Here is a 15995-nt window from a genome sequence, read left to right on the forward strand (position 1 = left end):
AGCCGGTCCTCACCGTGGTTTGTCGGGATTTCCGTTCAGATCCTCACCTGAAAACTTCGAACTCGATCTATTTTAACCGATTCTCTCGCCGGCTCCGAGAAGCGCATCGATCAGGCCATCGCCACCGCTCAATTCTTCTATTCCTATGAGCACAGAATTACCGCCTTTCTGTCCCCGTCCCTCAGCTGAAACGCATATACATGTTTGCGGTCCAACAACTCGAATCGCGGTTGCCTCCTCCCTCCCTCGAGTGACCTGAACGGTCGCCTGCAGGTCGTCGCTTCGATTCACTCACAGTGCGTTGCTCTTGGTCTTTCATGCCGAAGGAGACGATGAATGTTTGCTTTGAAGTTTCGTCCGCTACTCGTGTTCCTGAGCCTCTCCGCCGCCTGGGGAGCCGCACCTGCCGGGGCGGCCTTGGTTCAAAAGCTCAACCTCGATGAGATGTGCTCCAGTGCCGATCGGGTCTTTCGCGGTACCGTCGTCGAAGCCCACCGTGGCAGCGCCGCCGTGGGCGGCGGCGAGATTCCGACGGTGACCTATCGCCTGCACGTCTCCGAGACCTTCAAGGGCTCCTTCGAGGCCGAGAACGGTCAGCTCTTCGCCGAGATCCGGATGGTGACCTCGGCCGCTACCAGCAACTCCCGGCGTCACTCCTTGCTCGACTTCCTGCCCCGTCTCGAGGTCGGCAGCGAGTACCTCCTGCTCACCACCCGTCCCAGCGCCTCCGGCCTCTCCACCACCGTCGGCCTCGGCCAGGGTTGCTTCTCGGTGACCGGTCCCGCCACCGGCGCCACCGCCCTCAACGAGGTCGGCAACGCCGGCCTCTTCGACCGCATGACCTCGCCTCCGGCCGGCTGGAGCGGCGGCCCGGTGTCCTACGACGAGCTGCGCCAGCGCATTCAGGGAGCGGTCTCGCCATGAGCCGTTCCAGCCGCGGCCTGACGATCCTCGCTCTCGGCACCCTTCTCGCCCTGCCGGCCTTCGCCGGCGGTCCGCTGGTCAACTGTCGTCCCGGCGAACCCCACCGCTGGCCCGACGGCGGCCGGGCCATTCCCTTCGACCTCGACCTCGGGCCCCTCGCCGGCCTGAGCAACGACGACGCCACCGACCTCTTTCTCACCGCCCAGCAGCGCTGGACCGATCTGCCCTCGGCGACCACCACCTTCGCCGCCCCCGGTCGCATGCCGGTCGACATCACCGTCGACAACTTCGCCCAGTTCTTGAACACGGCGGCGCCGGACGGCCTCAACCCGATCGCCTTCGACGACACCGGCGAAATCTTCGTCGAGCTGTTCGGAGAAAATTCTGGCATGTTCGGCTTCGCCGGGGCCGAGTGGCTGGATCCGCTGCGCTGCGAGATCGAAGAGGCCGCCTTGTTCCTCAACGGGCCGGCGCTGACCGACGCCACCGTCGCCCTCGACATCATGGTCCACGAGCTCGGGCACTTCCAGAACCTCGCCCACAGCAATGTCAACGGCCAGCTCGTCTTCGGCGACACCAGCGGGCCGTTCCCCGACGACACTTTTCCGGTTCCTCCCCTCGGTGGCACCATCGAGACCATGTACCCGCTCTACTTCGGCCCCGTCGCCGGCACCTCGACACCCCACCGGGACGACATTGCGGCCCTCTCGACGCTCTATCCAGCGCCCGACTTCAGCGCCACCACGGGCACCATTGGTGGCACCATCTTGGGCCCCAACGGCACCACCCCGCTGACCGGCGTCAACGTCATCGCCCGCAACCTGGCAGATCCCTTCCTCGATGCCGTGTCGGCCATCTCGAGCGCCACCACCGACGACTTCGCCCCGGCGGACCCCTTCGTCGGCAGCTACACCCTCGCCGGTCTCACCGCCGGGGCCGATTACGCGGTGTTCACGGACGGCCTGATCGCCGGCACCTTCAGCACGCCGCCGTTCAATCCCCTGCCCGGCCCGGAGGAGTTCTACAACGGCAGCGACGAGTCGACCGATGGCGACCTCGACGCGCCCCTCGATCGAGTCGCCCTGACGCCCCTCGCCGGTCAACCCATCAGCGGCATCGACATCGCCTTCAATGCCGGCCCCGAGGGCCCGGTGACGCTGTCCAACGACCAGGCACTGCAGATCTTCTTGCCCTTTACGGTGCCTTTCTGCGGCCGGCGATACGACAGCTTGTGGATCAATGCCAATGGCTCGCTGACCTTCGAGGCCGGCGATACGGACCGTTCGCCGACCCCGCGCGAGCTGCTCTCCGGCCCGCCGAGGATCGCGCCCCTATGGAGTGATCTCGATCCCTCGGCCGGCGGCGAGATCGCCTTCGAGGTCGATCCCTACGGCCTCGCCGTGCGCTTCTCGCAGGTGCCCCGGTCCGACGCCGAAGAAGACGGCGGCGGCAACAGCTTCGAGGTCTTCGTGGACCGCTTTTTCGGCTTCGTGCGCATCGACTACGGCGACCTCGACGTCACCGGCGGCATCGCCGGCCTGTCCTGCGGCGGCGACCAGACCTCCGGCTTCGAGCGCGAGACAGACCTGCGGCGCCACGGCGGCCTCAACCTCAATCACCTGCGCCAGGAGGCCGCCGACTTCGAGAGCTTCGAGGCCGGCGACAACGACCTTGCCGGCAGCCGGTTGAAGTTCCTGCCGCGCTTCCTGCGCCCGCGGGACGCCTTCGAGCCGAACGATCGCTTCGACCGGGCGGTTTGGATCGCGCCGCCCTTTTCCACCGACCAGCACCTGTCCGAGATTTCCCCGGCCGGCGACGACGTCGACTTTTTCCGCTTCAGGGCTCGCGCCGGTGAGACCGTCGCCATCGAAGTGGTGCGCAGCAATGTCGACACCCTGATCGGGGTTTTCGACGGCATCAGCGGTGAACTCCTGATGAGCGACGAAGACGGCGGCAACGGCGACCTGTCGCGTCTGTTGTTCTCCCTCGACAGCGACCGCGAGCTGGTGCTCGCCGTCACCTGCGCCGACGACATCGATTTCTCCGGCGATGGCCGCGAGGGCGGGCGCTACACCCTCCTCGTCAACAGCTATCGCGGCGAGCTCGTCGCCGCCGGCGACGACACCTCGGCAGAGGTCGAGCTGGCGACCTTCGAGTTTCCCTTCGCCGGTCGCCTCTGGGATCGCGTGTTCGTCAACTCGAACGGCAACCTGACCTTCGGCGAAGGTAGCTCGCGGCGCTCCGAGGCGGTCGACCAGCTACTCGCGGGACCACCCCGCATCGCGGTGCTCTGGGACGACCTCGATGCCAGCCGCGGCATGGTCCTCGCTGAGCGCAACAACCGCTCCCTGGCGATTCACTTCCTCAGCGTGCCGGAGTTCGGATCGCGCAATCCCAACTACTTCACGGTCCGCCTGAAGCGCAGCGGCCGCATCGACATGACCTGGGACGCCACCGCCCGACGGGATGCCCTGGTCGGGGTTTCGCCCGGTGAGGGCGCCAGCGATCCCGGCGCGACCGATCTTTCGCGGCGCTTCGTCCACCGCGGCGAGACCGTCTACGAGGTCTTCCCCTTGAGCGGCGGTGAGGACTTCGACCTCTTCTACCGCACCCGGCGCTTCAAGCCCTGAAGCGCCGGCGATCGCTCCCCGGGGTGGCGATGCCCGCCCCGGGAGGGCCGCCCCCGCGAGGTAACATCGGTGCCATGCGCGTCACCAGCCTCTTTCTCGGCCTCGCCCTCGCCGTGCCCGCCCTGGCGGACTTCGACCAGCACTTCACGGAGCGCACCCTGCGCTTCGACTATCACCACGCGGGCACCGCCGGCGAGGAGCACATCGCCCTCGATACCCTGCGCCTCGAAGGCCCCTGGCCGGGGAGTCGCACTCGCTTGATCGACGACACCAACCTCGGCAAGTACCTGTTCGAGGTGGTCGACCCGACCACCCACCGGGTCCTCTATTCGCGCGGCTTCGCCAGCATCTACGGGGAATGGGAGACCACCGCCGAAGCGCGCAGCCATTGGCGCACCTTCCACGAGAGCCAGCGCTTTCCGGAGCCTCGCCGGCCCGCCCAGCTAGTGCTCAAAAAGCGCGCCGCCGACGGCGCCTTTCGCGAGATCTTCAGTCGCCGCATCGATCCCGCCGGCCGCTTCGTCGACCGCTCGCCCCTGGCCCCCGCCGGCAAGCCCTGGGTGGTGTTCGAAAACGGACCCGCCGCCACCAAGGTGGACCTGCTGATCCTCGGCGACGGTTACCAGGCGGGCGAGCTCGAGAAATTCCGTCGCGACGTCGAGCGTCTCACCGCCTACCTGTTCGAAACCGAGCCCTTCTCCCACCACCGCAGCGACTTCAACGTTCGCGCCATCGACGTCGCGTCCCATGACTCGGGCATCGCCGATCCCCGTGAGCCCGGCCACCAGGGCTGGCGCAATACTCCTCTCGGCCTGTCCTACAACGCCTTCGACTCCGAGCGCTATGTGCTCACCTACGCCAACCGCGAGCTGCGCGAGATCGCCGCCCTGGCGCCCTATGACGCCCTCATCTTGCTCGCCAACAACCGCAAGTACGGCGGCGGCGGAATCTACAACCTGTGGACCACGGCGGCCGCCGGCAGCAATCAGGCGCCCTACCTGGTGGTGCACGAGTTCGGCCACTCCTTCGCCGGCCTGGGGGACGAGTACTACACCTCGCAGGTGTCCTACGAAGACTCGATCAGCGGCTCCGCCGAGCCCTGGGAGCCCAACATCACCGCGCTGCTCGATCCGGACGACCTGAAGTGGAAGGATCTCGCCACGCCGGACGTTCCGTTGCCGACGCCCTGGAATCAGGAGCGCTATGACGAGGCCTCCCTCGAGTACCAGGCCAAACGTCAGGCGCTGCGCGCCGCCGGCGCCGGCGAGGAGCAGATGGAAGCGCTCTTCGCCGAGGTCAAGGCGGTCACCGCGCCGCTGTTGCAGAGTGAATCCCACTACGGGGCCGTCGGCGCCTTCGAGGGTGCCGGCTACCAGGCGAAGGGCCTCTACCGACCGGCCGCCGACTGCATCATGTTCACGCGCAACCCGCGCGGCTTCTGCCCGGTGTGCTCGAGCGCCATCGAAAAGGTGATCGCCCTCTACGCCGAGTAGCGGATCGGGTCAGTTCCAGGGAGCGCGGTTACCGCCTTACTCACGCCGCCCTGCGGTAACATGGCGGCAATGGAACCTGCTCCCCAGCGCCCTCTCCCGGAGGGCTACTACGTCGCCAACTTCATCACCCTGCTCGACCAAGTCGAGCAGCGCTATGGCGACCTGCTGACCGCCGAGGAACACTCCCTACGCGAGCGCTTCCTCGGCCTGTCCGAGGGCGCCCAGCGGCTCTATGTGCGGTTGGCCTCGCGCCGCGGACCGGTGTTCCGGCGCGATCGGCTGGCCTATCCGGAAATCCCTCGCCTCGACGCCGCCCTCGAAGACCTCGAGGCGGCACACCTCGGCGACCGCGGCGACCCGGATGACTTCGCCCCTCGGATCGGTCTCCTCCTCAAGGCCGAGCTCACCGACCTCGCCCGCCAGCTCCTGCCGCACCAGCGCGTCTCCGGCGAAAGCAAGGCCGATCTGCGCCAGCGCCTGCTGGACGAGGCATCGCCCGCATCCCTGAGTCTGGTCCTCGGCGACTTCGAAGTGGTTCGACCCCTCGATCTCGAGCTGGTCGACCTCTACCAGCTCCTGTTCTTCGGCAATTTCGGTCAAAACCTCACCGAGTTCGTTCTGCGCGATCTCGGCGTGGTGACCTTCGAAAGCTACTCTCTGGATCCGGACCTGCGCCGATTTCCGGATCGCGTCGCTCTCGACGACACCCTCGAGCTGCACACTATCCGGCAACATCTCGCGGAGCTCCTGGAGGCCGGCGATGTCGACGCCGTCGAGGCCGTCGGGCGCTCGGTGCTGGCTCGCTGCGACCCATGGCATCAACTCTGTCAACGCCCCCTCGACAGTCTCCTGCTGGCCGCTGGGCGAGCTCTCGAACGGGCCTCCCGATGCCATGCCGCCCTCGCCCTCTTCGAGCCGGTGAAGCGCCCGCCGGGCCGCGAACGGCGAGCCCGTCTGCACCACCGCTTGGGTCGAGACGACGAGGCCCTCGCCCTCTGCACCGCCATGACCGCCGAGCCGCGGGACGAGACCGAAATCGCTTTCGCCGACCGCTTCGCGCACCTGGTGCTGCGGCGCCAGGGGAAGGCGGAGCCCCGGCCACGGCCGCGCCGGTGCAGCCAGGATCTCGCCCTGCCCTGCGGCGAACCGGACGACGGAGCCATCGAGGAGCGCGTTCTGGCGCACTTTGCGAACCACGGACGCCAGGGATTCTTCGCCGAGAATTGGCTCTGGCGCAGCCTCTACGGACTGGCCTTCTGGGACATCGTCTTCGCCCCCGTCGCCGGCGCCTTCGAGCACCCCTTCCAGTACGGCCCTCTCGACCTGACGAGGCCGGACTTCCGGCCCCCACGAGAAGGCTTGATCGAGGCCCGCCTGGACCATCTTCGTCATCACCGAGAAATCGGCAGCCTGAGCCGCGAGCTGCTCGCCACCTATGAGCGCAAGCGCGGCTTGGCCAACCGGCTGGTGCCCTGGAACGAGGAGCTGAAGTCGGCCCTCGAGCTCGCCCTCGGGCGCCTCCACGGCCCCCAGCTCGCCGCCGTCTGCGACCGACTCAGCGGCGGCCTGCGGCGCTACGGCCGCGGACTTCCGGACCTCTTCGTGACCGCCGCCGATCCTGACGACCTCGGCTTCACCCTCTACGAGGTCAAAGGCCCCGGCGACACGCTGCGTCCGGAACAGGGCCGGTGGATCGATTTCCTCAACCGGAACCGACTGCCGACAAAGCTCTTACGGGTCACCTGGAGGAGCGATGCCGCATGCTACGATCGAGTCGATGGCGAATCCCCTTCGCCACCGCCTTGAGGCCATGACCGAGTCCCCCGCACGCCAGCGCATCGCCAGCCCCGATCTCCTGTGGCTGCAGGACTCGCCCCACAACCTGATGAACATCGTGGGGATCCACACCCTCGATCGCATCGACGCCCCGACCCTCCGCGAGCTGTGGACCGAGCGCGTGCTCGGTCTCGACCAGGGCCGGCGCTACCCACGCTTCACCCAACGAGTGGTCGAAGACCGCGGGCGCTCCTACTGGCAGCGAGACGACGCCTTCGCCGTCGAGCGGCACATTTTCGAGGTTCCGGAGGAGGGTCCCTGGAGCGATCAGCGCCTGAAATCGTTCCTCGGCCACCTCGCCGCCGATCCCCTGCCCCGAGACCGCCCTCTCTGGCAGCTAGTGATCATTCCCGAGCTCGACAACGGCCGCAGCGCCGTCATCACCCGCATCCACCACTGCATGGGCGATGGTATGGCGCTGATCCCGATCTTGTTCTCGCTTCAGGATCCCCTCGAGCCGGCGGCGCCGAAGCGCCGCGACGACCCCACCGGCAAGGTGGCGAAGCCGCGGGCGAGCAAGGCGACCCTCGCCCTCAAGGCCCCTCTCCTGGGCCCGCTGGTGATGCTACGCAAGATGATCGCGCGCGCCGACCGCAGCATTCTCCACGGCCCTCAGCCGAGCGGCGAGAAGCGCGTCGCCTGGTCCGAGCCGATCCCCTTGACCGCCATCAAGGAGCTCAAGAATGCCTACGGCGCCACCGTCAATGACGTCCTGATGGCGGCCATCGCCGGCGCCTTCCGGCGCTATGTCGAAACTGCCTCGGGCGAGCCCGTCGCCAGCCTGCGGGCCTCGGTACCGGTCAACATTCGCGCCGCCGGAACGACACCCAAAATGGAGAATCGCTTCGCCACCGTGCTGCTTGAGCTTCCCGCCGGAATCGCCCACGGCGGTGAGCGCGTCGCCGAGGTCAAGCGCCGGATGGACGCCCTCAAGCGCTCCGTCGAGCCGCTGGTGATGTTCGGAGCGGTGAGTGTCGTCCTCAAGACCCTGCCGAAGGCCGCCAGCCGAGCCGTGGCCGACTTCTTCGCCAACAAGTGCACCTGCGTGTTGACCAACGTTCCCGGGCCCCAGGAACCCGTGGCGATGGCCGATCGGCGAATTCACGAAATGATGTTCTGGGTCCCGCAGCGCGCCAAGATCGGCATCGGCGTGTCGATCCTGAGCTTCGCCGGCGCCGTCCGCCTGGGGGTGATCAGCGATGTCGAGCTGCTCCCCGAGCCCCACGCCCTGGTGGACGCTTTCGGGGCCGAGTTGGCGGACCTCGAGGCCGGCCGGCCGAGCCCCTGACCGGGCCGCTCCAAGTCGCAAATCCCACCGTCGCCCCGGACCGTAGAGAGAGCGACGGCGGGAGCCACCTCCGCCGCTCTTCGAAAACCCTCGGGAGGAAAGACCTTGAAGACGCGTTCCTGGATCGTCCTCGTCGCTATCGTCAGCCTGCTCGGCGGCTCCGCCTTGGCGGCGGCCGACCGCAAGCTGCCGGAGCCTCACCCGGACCTGCCGAAGGAGTTCAAACAGCTCCTACCGCGCGGCGGCATCCCCTCCGTCGACAACCCTCAGTTCGTCAACGCCGCAGAGGCCGAGATCGCCGACGATGCCTGGGTACTGGGCGTCGCCCTCGACGGCGAGGCGCGGGCTTACAGCCTCAACCTGCTGAATCGCCACGAGATCGTCAACGACCGGATCGGAGAGCGGCTGTTCGCCGCCGTGTGGTGACCGCTCGCCAACACGGCCGTCGTGTACGGCCGCAGCTACCAGGGCAAAGAGCTCAACTTCGAGCCCTCCGGAGGTCTTCTCCACGCCTCCCTGGTGATGCAGGACAAGGAGACCAGCTCCTACTGGGCGATCATGACCGGCGACTCCCTCGCCGGCCCATTCCAGGGCACCGCCCTCGACGAGCTGCCGCTCGGTGAGAAGGCGACCTGGGCAGACTGGAAGGCGCGCTACCCGCACACCACCGTGCTGTCGGTGGAGGGCGAAGAGCACGTTCAAAACAATCCCTACGACAACTACTTCGCCTCCGAGAAGGGCTTCCGCGGCAGCACCGCTGAGGACGACCGGCTACCGACCAAGGAGCCGATCTTCGCCTTCTTCCATGACGACAAGCCGCGCGCCATCGTGCTCGCCGGCGTCGCCGGCGGCGCCATCGTCCGACTGGGCGAGCGCGACCTCTTCCTGCATCGCCCGGCCGGCGCTCCGCTCTTCCGCTCCACCGCCGCCCACCTCGGCGACCGCGGCAGCTTCAGCCAACGCGACGGCGCCTGGCACCACGGCGATCAAGCCTTCGACCCGGCGAGCGGCAGGTTCTCGGGCGAGGTCGAACGCCTCGAAGGATTCGACACCTTCTGGTTCAACTTCTCGGAGACCCATCCGAAAGTGAAGATCCTGCGGCCGGAAAAGGGCTGATCGGCAACGCCCGGGCTTCCGTGAGGGGCCCGGGCGAGAAAGCCGGTTCCTACGCCCAGGGCTTCCGCGCCCCGGTGACCTTCGACGAAGATCTCCACATCGAGCTCGCCGGTGGCGAAGCCCCCGAGGCCTCCCGCCGAGGGGAACCCATCCGCCCGGCGATAGGCGGAGACCTTCCGACCGTCGATGCGACAGATCTCGAAGTCGCACCTGGAGGCGAGCAGGGGATTCTAGGGGCGCAACCGGCTAGCGGGTGACCTGCCTCGGCTCAGTAGCCGATCCGGAGATCGGAGCTGGTGAGGCTTTCGAGAAAGGCGACCAGGGCGGCCTGCTCGTCTTCGCTGAGGTCGAGGGGCTCGATGCGCTCGTCCTGGAAGCGGTTCTCGATTCCACCTTCGACGTAGAAGTCGACCACCGCTTCGAGGGTATCGAAGCGGCCATCGTGCATGTACGGTCCGGTGATCTCGACGTTGCGCAGGCTCGGGGTCTTGAAGCGGCCGCGGTCCTCCGGCATCAGGGTGACGTAGAAGCGACCGAGGTCGATCTTCTCGTAGTCGAAGCCGATGCCGGTGTTGTGGTACTCGAAGTCGGTGAAGAAGGGCTGCTGCCGATCGAAGCTGTGGCAGCTCACGCAGCCGGCCTTGTTCTGGAACAGGTCCCAACCGGCGAGGGCCTCGGCCGAAAGGGCTCCGCGATCATTCGCGAAGTAGTAGCGGTCGAAGGGCGAGTCGCCGGCGATCAACGTGCGTTCGTAGGTCGCAATGGCCTGGGAGATGCGCTCGAAGGTCACCTCCGAATCGCCAAAGGCCTGGTCGAAGAGCACCGCGTAGGCCGGGTTTGCCGCCACATCCTCGACCGCTTCGGCCGGGTCGTCGCGGCGCATCTCCTTGGGATGGATCACCGGGTACTCGACCTGCGCCTCGAGGGACGGCTCCTCTCCGATCCAGAGCAGCTCCGGCTGGTAAGCGACGTTGAGCAGGGACGGCGCATTGCGCACTCCGAGGACCCCTCCCACCCCCAGCGGCAAGGGCTCGCCGTCGCAGAAGGCCTTGTCCGGCAGATGGCAGCTGGCGCAGCTCAGAGAGCCATCGGCGCTCAAGGCCGGATCGAAGAACAGTTGCTTGCCGAGGGTGATCTTTTCCGCCGTCATCGGATTGCCGTCCGGTACCGGGACCGGAGGGAACCCGAGAGGTAACTCGACCCGGTAGCCGATCGGCGCGACCTGCACGGTGGCACAGGCCACCAGGAAGGCCAGCGCCAGGCAGAGGAGCAGAGGGGCTTTCGGCAAGCGCATGTTTCGGCGGGTATCAGCTCTCGGCAATGGTTAGCGGGTGCGAACCTCGGGAACGGCTTCGAGCTGCTCGAGGTCGAGCATGTTCTGCCAGGCCTCGGCCAAGGTCAGACCACCGGGACGCGGCGTGGCGTTGGAGATCTTGTAGTAGCGATCGACGAAGAACTCCTTGCAGTTGACGAAGGTGATGGTCGGTCGGCGGAGGCCGCTGACCACGTTGCCGTTCTCGTCAACCTCGCCGTCGGTCAAGACGACGTGCTTCCATAGATAGTCCTCCGTGTAGCCGCTCGACGGCGAGATCCAGGGCTCGAGGATCACGAAGTAGTCCCCCTCGCGGAAGAAGGTCGCCTGCTCGTCGAAGCTGAAGCCGCCCGGCGGGAACTCGTGGCCGGTACCGCGATAGTCGCCGGCCATGTCGATGCGCAGGCCCTTGAAGCCCTGGGAGCGATCGACACCATCCACCGGCGTGAGCTTGATGTCCCAATGGGCGGCCACGATCTCGGGCATGAAGAGCTCGCCACCGGGGATCTTGCCCTCTTCCACCGCTTCTTCGAAGTCTTCCGTGATCTCGACCCGCGGCTCGGCCTGGGAGATGTGGATGCCGGTCATGTCGGACTTGTCGTCGGGTCCGAGGTTGACGTGGTCGATCATCATCGCCTCGCCGGTTCCGGTGCGGTCCTTCATGTCGAAGTGGAAGAAGGAGCGGGTCTCCATGGGAACGCCGTAAAAGGTCGCCCGCCGTACCCAGGTGCCGTGCAGCCGCTCGGAGAACTCGGCGATGTCGGCGTCGGAGCCGCGAGTCACCGCCAGGCCATCGTAGCGACAGGCCTTGAGGTCCGCCCGCGCCACCGATTTCTCCGACTTGGCGAACTGCGGCGAAGTGTTCTCCGAAGCCGTGTTGGCGTCCTCTTTGGCGGGAGCGAGCTCGGTTTTCGGGGTGGTACCGCTCTGGCTGGCACAGGCCAGGCACAGGCTCATGGCCAACAGTCCAATGGGCCGCTTCCACTCGATCGTCATGGGCATCGTCTCCTCAGCTACCGGCAGTTCCGATTGCGGCCTCGCGCCGCGATCCCCGAACCCGAAGCTCGATCCCGGTGTCCACCGCCATCGCTGGCTGCGGCCACCGGGCCGGCGATCGCCGACTCCGGGCTGGATGCTCGCTTCTTCTTTTATCGGTGCCCTGGAAGGGCAGCTACTCCCAGATTGCGAACCCAGGAAAAGGGTCGCAGAAAGGGCGGTCAGGCAGGGGTTTCGAAGGACCGCTGGCGGCTGGGGCGACGGCGCTGGGGTCAAGACTCCTGAGCCGCGCGAGGAGCGCCGGGTCAGGCGGGCTCGTCTTCGCCGCGAATCAGCCGCACCCAGCGACCGCAGACGTCGGCGACGTCGGCGCTGGCGAAGGCCTGGAGGGAGAAATCCTGGATTTCAGGGCGCGCCACGCCGGCTCGGCGCAGGGCCTGTCGAGTGGCACCGATCAGCGCCAAGGGGTTCGAGCTACGGCTCGAAACCTCGATTTTCGGATAGCGCGGCTCAGCCATGACGTAGCTCCCACCTACCTAACGCTTGCAACACGCCATCCGTTTCACTCCCTCCCCCATCTTTCCCGAACCAGCACTCTTCCTTGCAATTCTGGTACCGCCAGTGGGGCCCGAAGTTCTCGTCAGACCAGCGGCCGAAGACTGCCGAGCTGACCGGCTTTTCGTGCCGATCAGGCGCCGCGATCGTCCCGTGGACGGGAAGACGACTGTCCGCCAAGGCGGACAGTCGTCCGGACTCGAAACACTTTTTGGAACGCTCGCCCGCTCTTCTCGCGCTGCGGTGGCCGAGCTGCTCGGATGCCTAGCGCTGCCGGGGAACCACGACCTATGCCAGAAGCTGCTGTAAGGAGCTCGGACCCCGCGGGGCCGCGGGGTGTCGGCTCAGGCGATCGGCGTGTCGTCGGCGCGGCGCGAAACCACCAGCTCGTCGCCGAGCAGGCCATGGCGCCGGAAACCCAACAGGTGGAAGATCTCGAGAGCGAACCAGCGCGCGATCCGCCGGTTGACGACGAAGGTCTCCTCGCGCTCCGGATGGCGGCGCACTCCCGGCAACCAGTGGAGAAAGCGCTCGAGGCGCAGCCGGCGCATACGACGAGAGATCTTCAGCCAGCCCGGGCTGATCGGCCGGATGATGAAGAACCCGTCCTCTCCTTGACTTTGGTAGAGCGGCATCAGGATGAGGCCCGTCTCCGGTGCTCTCACCGCCCCGCCGACATCGCTCCCCAGGTGCTGGGCCTCCGCCACCGGGTCGAAGCTGGCGAATCCGGGCTCCATCCGGAAACCGTCTTCGGGCACGATGGCGTGGCGGTAGCGCACCTCCGTGACATGGGGCAATCCGGCGGCGACCTTGGCCAGGAGCTGCCGCCCGGCAGCCACCTCAGAGCGGCTCCCGTGATCGATCAGCCCGGCCGCTTCGAGGGCCACCCAGACCGCCGCCTCGGCACCATCGATGGCCGCCGGGTCGTCATGCTGACCGCTTTCGAAGCCGGTGGTCACCATCCCCTGCCCCACCAAGTGATGCAGCAGGGGCCCGGCGAGCTCTTCCTCCAGGCCGAGAATCAAGGGCACCGGAAACTCGAGGGCAAAGGCGCGATTGGGCAGCGTGTCATCGAGCAGGGCGAAGGCCGAGCCCGGTCCTGAGGTGGTGTGGAGGTCGAGCACGTAGACCGGGCCCCGGGCCGCCACCCGAGCCCGTTCGATCTCGTCCGCCAGGGCGAGCATTTCCTCGTCTTCGGCACCGACCGGCAGCTCACCGCCGCGCAAGCGACGCAGGCGGTCGTCCGTCCAGATGCGGTTGAGGTCGTCTTCGAGGAAACGCTTGCCGGCGGCGAGGGCCTTGCGGTTGCCGATCAAGCCCACCAGCTCTCCCCGCAAGACGGCGGCGCCTTCGAGGTCCGCGAACACCCGCTGCAGCCCCTCGACTCCCGCCGGCTCGTTGCCATGCAGTGCCGCGACGCAGATCAGGGTCGGACCGGGCTCCTGACCGCGACGGCGGCCGATCACTCGTTCAGCATAGGCAGGGGCTTGGGGTAGCGTCGCAACCGACATCGAAAACTCGCTCTTTTTCCTGGCGCGGGGTCGGCTTCCGCGGCCCGCGGAGGAGCCGGCGACGGGACCCACATGGGATGCTCTAGCCTAGCGCTCTTTGCCCCTCCAGGCAACCGATCCGTGACGTTTCCGCGGCGATCCCGCGACCGTCCTGCGTTGACTCTCCGCCGGGCCCTTCATATGCTCCGATACGCTCCTCGGAGGTTCTCGAACCCATGCCCGCTGCTCCTTCTCCCCAGCACGACGTCATCGTCGCCGGCGGCGGTCCCAGCGGTGCGACGGCGGCCCTCTTGCTGGCTCGCCATGGCTTCCGGGTGCTGGTCGCAGAACGCAGTCGTTTTCCGCGATTTCGCCTCGGCGAATCGCTCCTGCCGGCCAACACGCCGTTGCTGCGCCGGCTCGGCGTGGCAGAGCGTCTCCGCCAGCTCCCCCACACCACCAAGCGAGGCGTCGAGTTCGGCCTCGGACATCTCTTCGATACGTCCGTGGTCGAGTTCCGGGATGCCTTCGGCCCTCAGGAATCGGCCTTCAATGTCGAGCGCGCAGCCTTCGACACCATGCTCCTCGACGCCGCCCGGGAGGCCGGCGCCGAGGTCGCCGAGGGCCTGCCCTTGCGGCGCATCCACCGACTGGCCGACGACGACGTCGAGGTTTGCCTCGGTGACCGCCGCTGCCGGGCGCGATATCTGCTCGATGCCACCGGTCAGGCCACGGTGGTCGGAAAGCACCTCGGCCTGCGCCGCGACCTCGCCGGCATGGAGCGCATCGCCTACTTCGCCCACGCCACCGGCGTCGAAGGCCTGGCCGGCGAGCGGGCCGGCTTTCCGTCGATCCTGATGATGCGCGACGCTTGGTTCTGGAGCATTCCCCTCGACGCCCAGCGCACCAGCTTGGGGGTGGTGATGGATCGCTCCGCGGCGCGGCGCTTGCCGGTGCCTCCGGAGCAGCGATTGCAATGGGCCTTGGCCCGCTGCCCGCTGCTCGCCCACCGGTGCCGCGACGCCGTGCTCCCGGAGCGCAACGGCGTGGCCGCTGACTTCACCTACCGCTGCGCCCCCGCCTGCGGTCCGGGCTACTTTCTGCTCGGCGACGCCGCCACCTTCGTCGATCCGATTTTCTCCACCGGTGTCTACCTCGGCATGGCGGGGGCCACCGCTGCCAGCGATGGCCTGACTGAGGCGCTCGCCGGACGCCGTTCGCCCGCCGCCATCCGGCGGCGCTACCGGCGCTTCGTGGACCGCAGCACGCGACCCTACCTGCGCCTGATCCAGCAGTTCTATGACCCGGCATTTCGCGATCTCCTGCTCGCCGGCGCCGGCCCGCTGCAACTTCATCGGGCGGTGCTGTCGCTGCTCGCCGGCCACGGAGTCCCTCGACCGGCTTGGCGCATCCGCTGGCGCATGGCGCTCTTCGGTCTCGCCGTCAAAGCGCAGCATCTCGTTCCCCTGGCTCCCCGCCAATCGGCCCAGTCCCTGCTCTCCGGGGCAGGCGAGTGGAATCGGCAGGCTGCTGCTTGAGCGCCCGGTTCGACTTCGGCGAGGGGCGCCTCGAGGACACCACCTGGTATCTGCCGGTCGGCATCCCTGCCGACAGCCCCTTTTTCGAAGGCCACTTTCCGGAGTCCCCGGTGCTCCCGGCGGTGGCTCAGCTCGAGCTGCTCCGGCAGGCCTGGGATCGGCTCGGTCGCAGCGCTCATCTGGTGGCGATCGACAATCTTCGCCTGGCCTCTCCCCTTCTCCCCGGAGACCAGCTGAGCTTGGAGATCGCCCTTCCCGATGCCGCCTCCGGCCGCAGTAGCTTCCGCCTTCTGCGCCGGACCGACGAGATCTCCCGGGGGATCCTGCGCTGGCAGAGCGGAGAGTCATGAACCGGATCTCCCAGCGACTTCCCCACCGCGGTCCGGCTCTACTGGTGAAGGAGATCGTCCAGCGGGATGGCGATCGACTGGTCTGCGAGGGGGAGATCCCCCCCACCAGCGCCTTCGCCGACGGCGGCCGAGCCCCGGCCTTTCTCGCCCTCGAGCTGGCCGCCCAGAGCGCCGCCCTGGTCGAGTCTTCGACCGACGAGGAGCCACGCATCGGCTATCTGGTGCGCATCCGAAGGGCTCAGCTCGCGGCCCCGTCGGTCCCCACCGGCGTCCGCCTGAGAACCGAGATCCAGCCCCTCGGCGGCAGCGGTGGCCTCCGCATGTTCCGGGTCCGGGTTCTCCTCGACGGCGAGGAGATCGCCAGCGGCGACCTCACGACGGTCCTGACAGACTGAGGGAGAGCCGGCGGCGAAGCGCCGTGGTAACGGTTTCGCGCCTGCGACGCACTCTGGAGTTGTGCCATGCTC

The 15995-nt window shown here is 67.5% G+C and carries 13 protein-coding genes; 9 read left to right on the top strand and 4 right to left on the bottom strand.

What is annotated here, in order from left to right:
• Positions 1 to 336 precede the first annotated feature (336 nt).
• The 6 genes from AAF604_15970 to AAF604_15995 all read left to right on the top strand — a co-directional run bounded on the left by AAF604_15970 (position 337) and on the right by AAF604_15995 (position 9287).
• Positions 337 to 924 carry a hypothetical protein gene (locus AAF604_15970; GenBank protein MEM7051166.1) on the top strand — a complete coding sequence of 196 codons (588 nt, stop codon included), beginning with the start codon at positions 337 to 339 and terminating at the stop codon, positions 922 to 924.
• Complete coding sequence (locus AAF604_15975) at positions 921 to 3554, top strand: hypothetical protein (GenBank protein ID MEM7051167.1); 2634 nt, start codon at positions 921 to 923, stop codon at positions 3552 to 3554. The genes AAF604_15970 and AAF604_15975 overlap by 4 nt, the downstream gene beginning before the upstream one ends.
• Before the next feature lie 74 nt (positions 3555 to 3628).
• The gene (locus AAF604_15980) at positions 3629 to 5047 is read left to right on the top strand and encodes a M64 family metallopeptidase (GenBank protein MEM7051168.1); all 1419 of its coding nucleotides are present in this window, start codon (positions 3629 to 3631) and stop codon (positions 5045 to 5047) included.
• 69 nt (positions 5048 to 5116) lie between these two features.
• Positions 5117 to 6853 carry a VRR-NUC domain-containing protein gene (locus tag AAF604_15985; GenBank protein ID MEM7051169.1) on the top strand — a complete coding sequence of 579 codons (1737 nt, stop codon included), beginning with the start codon at positions 5117 to 5119 and terminating at the stop codon, positions 6851 to 6853.
• A gap of 4 nt (positions 6854 to 6857) precedes the next feature.
• Positions 6858 to 8171 (top strand): WS/DGAT domain-containing protein, encoded by a 1314-nt coding sequence (locus AAF604_15990; protein ID MEM7051170.1) that lies wholly within the window; start codon positions 6858 to 6860, stop codon positions 8169 to 8171.
• Positions 8172 to 8336: 165 nt separating this feature from the next.
• Positions 8337 to 9287, top strand: coding sequence for a DUF3179 domain-containing (seleno)protein (locus AAF604_15995; protein MEM7051171.1), 951 nt, complete (start codon positions 8337 to 8339; stop codon positions 9285 to 9287).
• Positions 9288 to 9555: 268 nt separating this feature from the next.
• Here the strand turns inward: AAF604_15995 and AAF604_16000 are convergent, their stop codons facing one another.
• The 4 genes from AAF604_16000 to AAF604_16015 all read right to left on the bottom strand — a co-directional run bounded on the left by AAF604_16000 (position 9556) and on the right by AAF604_16015 (position 13661).
• Entirely contained in the window at positions 9556 to 10581 is a 1026-nt protein-coding gene (locus AAF604_16000; GenBank protein ID MEM7051172.1) for a cytochrome c peroxidase, read from the bottom strand.
• 30 nt (positions 10582 to 10611) lie between these two features.
• The gene (locus AAF604_16005) at positions 10612 to 11595 is read right to left on the bottom strand and encodes a hypothetical protein (protein MEM7051173.1); all 984 of its coding nucleotides are present in this window, start codon (positions 11593 to 11595) and stop codon (positions 10612 to 10614) included.
• Between the two features lie 305 nt (positions 11596 to 11900).
• Positions 11901 to 12113 (bottom strand): hypothetical protein, encoded by a 213-nt coding sequence (locus AAF604_16010; protein MEM7051174.1) that lies wholly within the window; start codon positions 12111 to 12113, stop codon positions 11901 to 11903.
• 381 nt (positions 12114 to 12494) lie between these two features.
• On the bottom strand, positions 12495 to 13661 hold the full coding sequence (locus AAF604_16015) for a succinylglutamate desuccinylase/aspartoacylase family protein (protein MEM7051175.1): 1167 nt from the start codon (positions 13659 to 13661) through the stop codon (positions 12495 to 12497).
• 215 nt (positions 13662 to 13876) lie between these two features.
• Between AAF604_16015 and AAF604_16020 the strand changes: the two genes are divergently transcribed.
• From AAF604_16020 to AAF604_16030, 3 genes are read left to right on the top strand one after another with little or no spacing between them, the layout of a single operon-like run.
• Positions 13877 to 15178 (top strand): NAD(P)/FAD-dependent oxidoreductase, encoded by a 1302-nt coding sequence (locus tag AAF604_16020; protein ID MEM7051176.1) that lies wholly within the window; start codon positions 13877 to 13879, stop codon positions 15176 to 15178.
• Positions 15175 to 15528, top strand: a complete 354-nt coding sequence (locus AAF604_16025) for a hypothetical protein (protein ID MEM7051177.1) — start codon at positions 15175 to 15177, stop codon at positions 15526 to 15528. Before AAF604_16020 ends, AAF604_16025 begins: the two co-directional genes overlap by 4 nt.
• Entirely contained in the window at positions 15525 to 15923 is a 399-nt protein-coding gene (locus AAF604_16030) for a hypothetical protein (protein ID MEM7051178.1), read from the top strand. Before AAF604_16025 ends, AAF604_16030 begins: the two co-directional genes overlap by 4 nt.
• Positions 15924 to 15995: the final 72 nt, after the last annotated feature.

The organism is Acidobacteriota bacterium, assembly GCA_039028635.1.
In the GTDB taxonomy this organism is placed as follows: Bacteria; Acidobacteriota; Thermoanaerobaculia; order Multivoradales; family JBCCEF01; genus JBCCEF01.